9 protein-coding genes are annotated in these 9,609 nt (G+C 71.2%); 5 read left to right on the top strand and 4 right to left on the bottom strand.

What is annotated here, in order from left to right; genetic code table 11:
- Positions 1 to 179 precede the first annotated feature (179 nt).
- From ACFWP5_RS06125 to ACFWP5_RS06115, 3 genes are all read left to right on the top strand, one after another.
- Positions 180 to 476 (top strand): hypothetical protein, encoded by a 297-nt coding sequence (locus ACFWP5_RS06125; RefSeq protein WP_384150938.1) that lies wholly within the window; start codon positions 180 to 182, stop codon positions 474 to 476.
- 177 nt (positions 477 to 653) lie between these two features.
- Complete coding sequence (locus ACFWP5_RS06120) at positions 654 to 1,676, top strand: phosphotransferase family protein (protein ID WP_384150936.1); 1,023 nt, start codon at positions 654 to 656, stop codon at positions 1,674 to 1,676.
- Between the two features lie 6 nt (positions 1,677 to 1,682).
- A complete protein-coding gene (locus ACFWP5_RS06115; protein WP_384150933.1) occupies positions 1,683 to 2,897 on the top strand; it encodes an acyl-CoA dehydrogenase family protein in 1,215 nt (404 codons plus the stop codon).
- 84 nt (positions 2,898 to 2,981) lie between these two features.
- On the opposite strand, the gene ACFWP5_RS06110 is transcribed toward ACFWP5_RS06115, so the two are convergent.
- Positions 2,982 to 3,548 (bottom strand): hypothetical protein, encoded by a 567-nt coding sequence (locus tag ACFWP5_RS06110; protein ID WP_384150930.1) that lies wholly within the window; start codon positions 3,546 to 3,548, stop codon positions 2,982 to 2,984.
- A gap of 186 nt (positions 3,549 to 3,734) precedes the next feature.
- On the opposite strand from ACFWP5_RS06110, the gene ACFWP5_RS06105 reads away from it, so the two are divergent.
- Together ACFWP5_RS06105 and ACFWP5_RS06100 are read left to right on the top strand one after the other, a co-directional pair.
- On the top strand, positions 3,735 to 5,729 hold the full coding sequence (locus tag ACFWP5_RS06105; RefSeq protein WP_384150927.1) for a sensor histidine kinase: 1,995 nt from the start codon (positions 3,735 to 3,737) through the stop codon (positions 5,727 to 5,729).
- Positions 5,729 to 6,427 carry a response regulator gene (locus tag ACFWP5_RS06100; RefSeq protein ID WP_384150924.1) on the top strand — a complete coding sequence of 233 codons (699 nt, stop codon included), beginning with the start codon at positions 5,729 to 5,731 and terminating at the stop codon, positions 6,425 to 6,427. Before ACFWP5_RS06105 ends, ACFWP5_RS06100 begins: the two co-directional genes overlap by 1 nt.
- A gap of 7 nt (positions 6,428 to 6,434) precedes the next feature.
- Here the strand turns inward: ACFWP5_RS06100 and ACFWP5_RS06095 are convergent, their stop codons facing one another.
- The 3 genes from ACFWP5_RS06095 to ACFWP5_RS06085 are packed head-to-tail and all read right to left on the bottom strand — an operon-like array spanning position 6,435 to position 9,498.
- On the bottom strand, positions 6,435 to 7,028 hold the full coding sequence (locus ACFWP5_RS06095) for a TetR/AcrR family transcriptional regulator (protein ID WP_384150921.1): 594 nt from the start codon (positions 7,026 to 7,028) through the stop codon (positions 6,435 to 6,437).
- Positions 7,029 to 7,054: 26 nt separating this feature from the next.
- Complete coding sequence (locus tag ACFWP5_RS06090) at positions 7,055 to 8,737, bottom strand: class I adenylate-forming enzyme family protein (protein ID WP_384150918.1); 1,683 nt, start codon at positions 8,735 to 8,737, stop codon at positions 7,055 to 7,057.
- Positions 8,734 to 9,498 (bottom strand): SDR family oxidoreductase, encoded by a 765-nt coding sequence (locus ACFWP5_RS06085; protein ID WP_384150915.1) that lies wholly within the window; start codon positions 9,496 to 9,498, stop codon positions 8,734 to 8,736. Before ACFWP5_RS06085 ends, ACFWP5_RS06090 begins: the two co-directional genes overlap by 4 nt.
- Between the last annotated feature and the right edge of the window lie 111 nt (positions 9,499 to 9,609).

The following is a 9,609-nucleotide window of genomic DNA, read 5'->3' as shown; positions in this document are numbered from 1 at the left end:
CCACGACCCCGACCCACCAACCCACCTGCGGGCGCCGCAGGCACCCCGCACTTCGCCCCTGACAACGCCCGCGCACCGAGACCCCAACCCCCGCGCCACGCGCCCCGGATCACCCGATATGGGCGATTCCCATGGCACCCTGTCCGTCGTCATCGCCCGCACTTCCGAAGGTGAGCACCATGACCGTCCTTCACCTGGAGCACTCCTCCCACACCCACGCGCACGGCCCGGACTGCGGGCACGCCGCGGTGCCGCACGGTGACCATGTCGACTACGCGCACGACGGTCATCTGCACCGCGAGCACGGCGGCCACTGGGACGAGTGCGAGCCGGGCGGCCACGTCGCCCACCAGGAGCACACGCACCGGCACGGCCAGGACTGCGGGCACGAGAGCGTGCTGCACGGTGACCACGTCGACTATGTGCACGACGGTCACCGGCACGCCCTGCACGACGGTCACTGGGACGACCACTGAGCCGACGCCCATGGCCCGAAGCGGCCTGGAACCACTGACGCACAGCTCCCCGTCGCCCGGCGCGGGGAGCTGTCGGCCTATGGTGGCCCCGGTCACGTTTCGTTCCCCTACTGGACGACATACCGACCGGTCGGCATGATGGGTCGAGACGTGTTCATCCGTTCGTAGGAGTGATGTATGAGCCCCGACCACCCGCCCGGACTCGATCTCGACCGGCTGCGCGGTCTGCTCGACCGCGAGCGGCCGGGGCTGGCGACCGGCGCCCTGTCCGGCCGGCTGATCGAGGGCGGACGGTCGAACCTCACGTACGCGGTCACCGACGGCACCGAGAAGTGGGTCGTACGGCGCCCCCCGCTCGGCCATGTACTGGCCACCGCGCACGACATGAAGCGCGAGCACCGCGTGATCAGCGCCCTGCACCCGACGAACGTGCCGGTACCGAAACCCATCCTCCTGTGCGAGGACGACAAGGTGCTCGGAGCGCCGTTCTACGTCATGGAGTTCGTCGAGGGCACGCCGTACCGCACCGCCGACGAACTCGTCCCGATCGGCCCGGAGCGCACCCGGGGCGCGGTGCTCGAACTGGTCGACACGCTGGTCGAGTTGCACGCGGTGGACCCCGCCGAGGTGGGCCTCGCGGACTTCGGCCGGCCCGAGGGTTTCCTGGACCGCCAACTGCGGCGCTGGGGCAAACAGTTGGCCGCCTCCCGCAACCGCGAGCTGGCCGGGGTCGAGGAGTTGCACGCGGCCCTCGGCCGCCGCCTGCCCGACTCCCCCGCACCGGCGGTCGTGCACGGCGACTACCGCCTCGACAACGTGCTGATCGGCGAAGACGACAAGATCAAGGCCATCCTCGACTGGGAGATGTCCACGCTCGGCGACCCGCTCACCGACCTGGGCCTGCTGGTGATGTACAGCATCCCGCTGGACCTGCCCAACTCCCCCATTTCCACGACCGCTTCGGCCCCGGGGCACCCGGCACCGGCCGAGCTGATCGAGCGGTACGCCGCGCGCTCGGGGCGCGACGTGTCGGCGGTCGCCTGGTACACGGCGTTCGCGTGGTTCAAGCTCGCCGTGATCCTGGAGGGCATCCACTACCGCTACACCCTGGGCCAGACCGTCGGGCGCGGCTTCGACCGCATCGGCGAGCTGGTTCCCGTCTTCATCGAGCACGGCCTGACCACCCTTCAGGAGGGCTGATCCACCATGGACTTCGCGTTCGACGCACACACCGAGGAACTGCGCGCCAAGCTCCTGGCCTTCATGGACGAGTACGTCTATCCGGCCGAGCCCGTCGCCGAGGAGCAGCGCGCGCAGCTCGCCTCGCCCTGGGACACCCCTGCCGTGGTCGGGGAGTTGAAGGCGGAGGCGCGCAGGCAGGGCCTGTGGAACCTCTTCCTGCCCGACGCCGAGTACGGCGGCGGCCTGACCAACCTTCAGTACGCCCCCCTCGCCGAAATCACCGGCCGCTCCCCGCACTTGGCGCCCACCGCGCTGAACTGCGCGGCGCCGGACACCGGCAACATGGAGGTGCTCTACCAGTTCGCGGACGAGCAGCAAAAGAAGCAGTGGCTGGAGCCGCTGCTCGCCGGTGAGATCCGCTCGGCGTTCGCGATGACCGAGCCGGAGGTGGCCTCCTCGGACGCCACGAACATCACCACGCTCATCGAGCGCGACGGCGACGACTACGTCATCACGGGCCGCAAGTGGTACATCTCCGGGGCGATGAACCCCGACTGCAAGATCTTCATCGTGATGGGCAAGACGGACCCGGACGGCGCCGACATCCGCCGCCAGCAGTCCATGATCCTGGTCCCGCGCGACACCCCGGGCGTCACGGTCAAGCGGGCGATGCAGGTCTTCGGCTACGAGGACCACTCCCACGGCGGCCACGCCGAGGTCGTCTTCGACCACGCGCGCGTGCCGGTGACGAACCTGATCGGCGAGGAGGGCGGCGGCTTCGCCATCGCCCAGGCGCGGCTCGGTCCTGGCCGTATCCACCACTGCATGCGGCTGATCGGCATGGCCGAGCGGGCGATCGAGCTGATGTGTCAACGGGCCGTCTCCCGCGTCGCGTTCGGCAAGGCGCTGGCCCAACAGGGCGTCGTCCACAACTGGATCGCGGACGCCCGGGTCGCCGTCGAGCAGCTGCGGCTGCTGGTCCTGAAGACGGCGTGGATGATGGACACCGTCGGCAACAAGGGTGCCCACGCGGAGATCCAGGCCATCAAGATCGCCACGCCCCGCACGGTCGTCGGCATCCTCGACCGGGCGATCCAGCTGCACGGCGCGGGCGGTGTGAGCCAGGACTTCCCGCTGGCCGAGCTGTACGCGAGCGCCCGCACCCTGATGCTGGCCGACGGCCCGGACGAGGTGCACCAACGCTCGCTGGCGCGCCGGGAGTTGAAGACGTACCTGTAGTGCGCGAGGAGTTGGAGGGGTGTGCACCCGGTATACGTATCCGGTGTGCGCACCCCTCCAGCTCCGTTCCCCCGAGGTGAGTGGTCAGTTGGGCGTGCTCGCCTTCAGCGTCCAGCCCTGGCGGCAGGTGTGGCCGAAGGTGCCGATGTCGCAGCCCTCGACGGTGAAGACGTAGGCGCCGGTGTTCCGCTCCAGCACCCGGATCCGGCCGGACGTCCCGCCGCCGAACTCGCGCTGGGTGCCCCCGGGGTCGGAGGCGCTCGTCCAGCGGACCAGGAACGAGTCGTAGCGGTGCTCCGGGGCCGTCGTACCCCAGTTGAAGTAGGCGTAGCCGCTGTCTTCCCACGCGGCGACGACCATGTTGGAGCCCTGGCGCGGCGACCAGGTGGCGGTGCCGTAGGTGAAGTACTGGCGCTTTCCGGCGTACACGTTGTTCAGGTAGACGTCCCTGGTGCCGCTGGTCGGGCAGCCCAGCCAGCCGCCGGCTCCGCCGAGCGCGCTCCAGCGCTGGTAGATGTGGGGCTCGTTCACCGCGGTACCGCACGCGGCCCGGGCGGGTGTCTGCGCCGCGGCCGGTACGGCCGCCGTGCCGCCGAGTGCGAGCAGGGAGCCCAGGACAACGCCGGTCAGGCGCCGCTTCGTTGACAGCATGGTGTTTCCCCCGTTGGTTCCTGTCGGTCGGTCCGGCGATGCGTCCGCCGTTCCGCTGCTACGAGCATCACGGTGCCGACGGCCGGGAGTTGAGGGGAAGCCCTCGGGCGGCGCCGGGGACTTCTCCCGGGTGGACCGGGAAGCGTTCCCGGGACACCCGGGCGACGGGCCTCCACGATGGGACGCATGGACGACCGCGACGGGCGCACACCGCTACGCACGACGACGGCGTACGTGCTCCTGGGGCTGGCGGCACTCCAAGTGGCGGTCGGGGCGGTCGCGTTGGCGGCGGCCGGGGTCTCCGCCGCGGACGTGATCCGCTACGACATGGTCGTCGACCTGGCGGTCGGTCTCGCCTACCCGGTCTGCGGCACGGTGATCGCGCTGCACCGGCCGCGCAATCCCATCGGCTGGCTGCTGATCGCGTACGGGGTGGGTCACGCGTTCACAGGGATGTCGATCGGGCTGGCCGTGCAGGGGCTACGGCTGGGCTGGTCCCCCGAGTTGCTGCACGCGCTCACGACCGTCGGCCGCCACACCTGGATCCTCGGCAGCTCCACGGCGTTCGTGCTCGTGTTCTTCCTGTTCCCCGACGGCCGGCTGCCCGACCGCCGCTGGCGCTGGGCCCTGGTCGCCCAACTCCTGTCCTCCCCGCTCGACTTCGCCATCTGGGCGCGGGACGACTGGGGGCTGTTCCGCGGCACACCGGCCCAGCCGTCGTACCTCCCGGTGCCGGACGGCTGGATGCCCGCCCTGCGCGACATCGAGACCGCCAAGGCCTGCCTGGTGCTGGCCGCCGTGTTCGCGGTCATGTTCGTCCGCTACCGGCGCGGCGGGGAGCAGGACCGCCGCCGCCTGCTGTGGCTGATCGCGGGGATGCTGCCGCTGGCGTTGAGCGTGGCCCTGCAGATCCTGGGCTTCCCGGCGGTCTACACGTCGTGCTGCACCCTGTTCCTGCCGACCGCCATCATGATCGCCGTGGTCCGCGAGGAGTTGCTCGACATCCGCCTCGTCGTCTCCCGCAGCCTGCTCTACGGCGCGCTCACGGTCGGCGTGGCCATCACCTACGTCGGTCTCGTCACCTCCGTCCAGGCCCTCCTCAACCCCGACCCCGCGCTGCTCGGCCCAGCACTGATCGCCGTCACCCTCGCCCTCGGTTTCGAACCCGCCCGCCGCCTCCTCCAGCGCATGGTCGACCGCGCCCTGTACGGCGACCGGCACGACCCGGTGCGCGCGGTCTCCCGCATCGGCGAACGGCTGGCCGGCACCGGCGTCGGCGCGGTCCCGGAGGCGGTGGGCGAGGCACTGCGGCTGCCGTACGTGTGCGTGGAGTCGAAGTCCGGGGTGACGGACGGGAGTTGGGGAGAACCGGGAGAGCGCATCCACGCCATACCGCTGGACTACGACGGCCGGACCGTCGGCGCGCTGGTGATCGGGCTGCGCCCCGGCGAACAGCAGCCCGACACCGCCGACCTGGCCGTCCTGGAGCTGCTCGCCGTACCGCTGGCCGCCGCACTGCACGCCACCGACCTCACCCGGCAGTTGCAGCACTCCCGCGAGCGGATCGTGGCCGCGCGCGAGGAGGAGCGGCGCCGGATCCGCCGCGATCTGCACGACGGGCTCGGGCCCACCCTCGCCGGAGCCGCCTTCCAGGCCGACGCCGTACGCAATCTGCTCACGTTCGATCCGGAACGGGCGGCGGCGCTGCTCGTCGAGTTGCGCTCCGAGGTCGGGGGCGCGGTCGCGGAGGTACGCCGGCTGGTGGATGGTCTACGGCCGCCGGATCTGGACCAGTTGGGGCTGCTGGGCGCGTTGCGGGAACGTGCGGTGCGGCTGTCCTGGCGGGCGGACGGCACCCCGATCCAGGTCCGGGTCCGGGCACCGGAGCGGCTGCCCGCGCTGCCCGCCGCCGTCGAGGTGGCCGCGTACCGCATCGCGATCGAGGCGCTGACCAACGCGGCCCGGCACGCCCGGGCCTCCCACGTGGACCTGCGTATCGAGATCGGCGACGGACTGCGCCTGGAGGTGTGCGACGACGGTTCGCCGGTGGACGAGGAGACCGCGTGGACGCCGGGCGTGGGCATCACGTCGATGCAGGAGCGCGCGGCGGAGTTGGGCGGCCGTTGCGTGGCGGGGCAGGGGCGGGTGGTGGCGACGCTGCCGTTGGGAGAGGCGATGTGATGGGGCGAGACCCTGTGGTCGAAGTGGACGATGCCGACGCGCTGCGGGTCGTGCTCGCCGACGATCACCCCGTGGTCCGTACGGGACTTGCCGCACTCCTGGAGTCCGTGCGGGACGGGACCCCGCGGGTGCGGGTCGTCGGGGTCGCCGCGAGCGGGCGGGAGGCGGTACGGGCGGCGGTGACCCTGCGTCCGCACGTGGTGGTGATGGACATCCGGATGCCCGACCTCAACGGCATCGAGGCGACCCGGGAGATCGGGCGGGTGGCCCCCCGGGTGGCCGTGCTGATGCTCACCATGGTCGAGGAGGACGACTCGGTGTTCGCCGCGATGCGGGCGGGCGCCCTGGGCTATGTCCTCAAGGGTGCGGGCCAGGACGAGATCGTCCGGGCGATCCGGGCGGTGGCCGCCGGTGAGGCCATCTTCGGCCCCGGTGTCGCGAGGCGCGTGCTCGGACACCTCAGCAGACCCCCCGACCGACCCGACCCGTGCCCGGCACTCACCCCGCGCGAACGGGACGTCCTCGCCCTGATCGCCGACGGCCGGCCCAACTCGACGGTGGCCACCCGCCTGGGCCTGTCCCCGAAGACGGTCAGCAACCACCTGTCCGCGGTCCTGGCCAAGCTGGGCGTCGCGGACCGCGCGGAGGCGGTGACCTGGGCCCGGGAGGCGGGGCTCGCCCGCCCGCCGGACGCGTGAGCGCGGATCAGGGGCGCAGCGCCCGCATCAGCAGGTCCGCGAGGTGGTCGGCGACCTCCTGGGGGGTGAGCGGGCCGCCCGGGCGGTACCAGGTCGACAGGTGGTGGACCGAGCCGAAGTGGTAGTCGACGACGAGGTCCGCCGGGGTCGCCGTCGAGAAGACGCCCTCGCGCTGGCCCTCCTCGACGAGCCCGCGGAAGCGTTCGTGGTAGCGCCGGCGCTCGGCGCGCACCTGCTTGTTCTTCTCCGGACTGAGGTGGTGCATGGACCGGAAGAAGATCGACGCGTCGTCGAGGTTGTCGATCGTCGTCACGACGACGTCCGCCGCGGCGGCGCGCAGCCGCTTCTCGATCGGCTCGTCGGCGGTCGCGAACACCTCCAGGCGCTCCTGCTGGACGCGCAGCACGCGCGCGTACACCTCGTGCAGGAGATCGTCCTTGGAGCCGAAGTAGTGGTAGAGCGCCCCCTTGGTGACGCCCGCGGCCTCGACGATCTCCTGCACCGAGGTGCGGTCGTAGCCCTGCTCGGCGAAAAGCCTGGTGGCGGCGGCGAGGAGCCGCTGCGGGACGGGAGCCCCGTCTCCGTCGGTCGTCCTGGGCACTGCCGCCACCTGCCTTTTCTGGCTGTTTACTCGCTGTCGTGCGACCGGGAACGCAGTTCCCGCCGGAGGATCTTCCCACTTGCCGTCTTGGGCAGGTCGGGCAGGATCTCCACCTGGCGCGGGTATTTGTAGGCGGCCAGTCTCTCCTTGCAGTACACGGCGAATTCATCGGGGTCGGTTTCGGCGCCCGGACGGAGGCTGATGTACGCCTTCACGGTCTCGCCCCGGTACCCGTCGGGCACCCCGACGACGGCCGCCTCGCGCACCGCCGGGTGGGTGTACAGCACGTCCTCGACCTCGCGCGGCCACACCTTGAAGCCGGACGCGTTGATCATGTCCTTCTTGCGGTCGACGACGTACAGCCAGCCCTGCGGGTCCATGAACCCGATGTCGCCGGTGCGCAGTTCGCCGTCCGGGAAGGTCTCGGCGGTGGCCTCGGGGCGCCGCCAGTATCCGGGCACGACCTGCGGCCCGCGTACGACGATCTCGCCCTGCTCCCCGAAGGGCACCTCCTCGCCCTGGTCGTCGACGATCCGTACGACCGTGTTCGGCCCCGGCGCGCCGACGGCCAGCGTCCCGGAGGCCGGGTCGACGGGCGCTTCCAGGTCCTGCGGCACGGACGCGCAGGGTGCGGTGCACTCGGTGAGGCCGTAGCCGTTGCGGATGTAGGGCCCGAAGCCGGCCCGGAACTTCTCCACCAGGGCGGGCGGCAGGGGCGCGCCGCCGGAGGAGATGTTCACGAAGGACGAGAAGTGGTCGGGTGTGACCGCCGGGTGCGCGGCCAGCGCCATGAAGGCCGTCGAGGGGCCGACGGTGTAGGCGGGCCGGTGTTCGACGAACGCGTCGAGGACGACACCCGACTCGAAGCGGTACGCGAGGACGAGCAGGCCCGCGCTGTTGAGGCACGCGGCGAGTTCGCAGACCATCCCGGTGATGTGGAACAGCGGAGCCATCGCGAAGTAGACGGGAGCCTCGGGCAGCCGCAGGCCCGTCCGCTGCCGTTCCGCGTTGGTCATGATGTTGCCGTGGGTGTTGGTGGCCCCCTTGGGGGCGCCGCTGGTACCCGAGGTGTAGCTGATGAGCGCGATGTCGGACGGACCGAGGTCGCGGCCCCCGGGCGCCGGGTTCCCCTGCCGGGCGACGGCCACCAGGTCGTCGGCGTCCTCCGCCTGCGGGAGCCGCTCGAAGGTGAGCACGCGCGCGTCGTCGCGGGTCTGGAAATCCAGCTCGCAGCCGGTGAGCACGATCGGCACCGGCGTGCCGCTCTCCGCGACCGCGGCGACCGTCTCGCGCAGATACGACTCCCAGGCGCGGTCGGAGCAGATCAGCGCGGTCACCTCACCGTCCCGCAGGACGTGGGTGACCTCCCCCGACTTGTACATCGGGTTGACGGGGACGACGATCGCGCCGGCCTTCCAGGCGCCGAGCAGGGCGAGCACGAAGTGCGGCGAGTTCTGCAGCAGGATCGCCACCCGGTCGCCGCGCTCCAGGCCCCGGGCGGCGAGATGCCCGGCGACGGAGTCGCTCAGCTCGTCGACCTCGCGATAGCTGAGCCGCCCGTCGAAGTAGGCGAGCGCGGTGCGGTCCGGGTGCTCCGCGGTGACCGCGCGGAAGGCGTGCACCAGGGAGTCAGGAGGGCTGATCGGGGCCTTCTGCGCCTCGTTGAGCAGACCCAGCCAGGGCTTGGCGGCATACAGGGAGTCGGTCACTCTCCGGCCTCCCACTTCTGCTGGATGTGGTTCATGGTGGTCAGCCAGCGATCCGGTTCGGTGGCCCTGGCCTGGTAGTACCCGGCGACCTCAGGATGCGGCAGGATCAGAAAACGCTCCTCCGCGATCCCCTTCATCAGAGCGTCAGCAACGGCGTCGGGCTCAATGGCGGTCGGCTGAAGCACCAGGTCACCCGCGCTGCCGGTGGCGGCCAGCATGTCGGTGCGCACACCTTGCGGACAGATCGCGTGGACCTTGATCCCCCGGTGCCGATACGTCAGGGACAGCCACTCGGCGAAGGCGTACGCACCGTGCTTGGTGACGCTGTAGGGCGCGGCCCCGATCATGGTGAGCAGCCCGGCCGCCGACACGGTGGACACGAACCGCCCGCCGCCCCGCTCCAGCCACCCCGGAATCAACGCCTCGGCGGCCCGCACATGAGCCATGACGTTCACGTCCCAGGCCAGCGCCCAGACGTCCTCCCCGGCCGCTTCCGACCCACCGGAGCCGACCCCGGCATTGGCGCAGTAGATGTCGACGGTCCCACCGAGAGCGTCCCGGGCCTCACCGACGACGACGGAGGCGTCCCCGGGTACAGCGATCGCCCCGATCTCATCGGCGACGGCTTTCGCACGGTCGGCATCAAGGTCGTTCACAACGACCCGGGCCCCTTCGGCAGCGAACCGCCGCGCGAGCGCAGCCCCGATGCCACCCCCAGCCCCCGTGACGACTACCCCGGCACCCTGAACGGCTTCCACCATCGGTCTCCTTCGACTGCGGCTCCACTGCCCAGACAGACTAACCGGTCGGTATGTATCACCGGAAGAGGAGTTTGCCCTTAGGGGCGCGGGGAACGGCGCGAGCAACCACAA

It is taken from the genome of Streptomyces sp. NPDC058469 (assembly GCF_042721125.1).
Classification (GTDB): Bacteria; Actinomycetota; Actinomycetes; order Streptomycetales; family Streptomycetaceae; genus Streptomyces.
The sequence above is the reverse complement of the archived record's forward strand: the minus strand, read 5'-3'. Positions and strand labels throughout refer to the sequence as shown.

What these genes read in the sequence shown, in the direction of transcription:
- ACFWP5_RS06085 (WP_384150915.1), bottom strand. Translation starts at nt 9,498, where the DNA reads ATGGTGGAAGCCGTTCAGGGTGCCGGGGTAGTCGTCACGGGGGCTGGG.
- ACFWP5_RS06120 (WP_384150936.1), top strand. Translation starts at nt 654, where the DNA reads ATGAGCCCCGACCACCCGCCCGGACTCGATCTCGACCGGCTGCGCGGT.
- ACFWP5_RS06115 (WP_384150933.1), top strand. Translation starts at nt 1,683, where the DNA reads ATGGACTTCGCGTTCGACGCACACACCGAGGAACTGCGCGCCAAGCTC.
- ACFWP5_RS06125 (WP_384150938.1), top strand. Translation starts at nt 180, where the DNA reads ATGACCGTCCTTCACCTGGAGCACTCCTCCCACACCCACGCGCACGGC.
- ACFWP5_RS06100 (WP_384150924.1), top strand. Translation starts at nt 5,729, where the DNA reads ATGGGGCGAGACCCTGTGGTCGAAGTGGACGATGCCGACGCGCTGCGG.
- ACFWP5_RS06105 (WP_384150927.1), top strand. Translation starts at nt 3,735, where the DNA reads ATGGACGACCGCGACGGGCGCACACCGCTACGCACGACGACGGCGTAC.
- ACFWP5_RS06110 (WP_384150930.1), bottom strand. Translation starts at nt 3,548, where the DNA reads ATGCTGTCAACGAAGCGGCGCCTGACCGGCGTTGTCCTGGGCTCCCTG.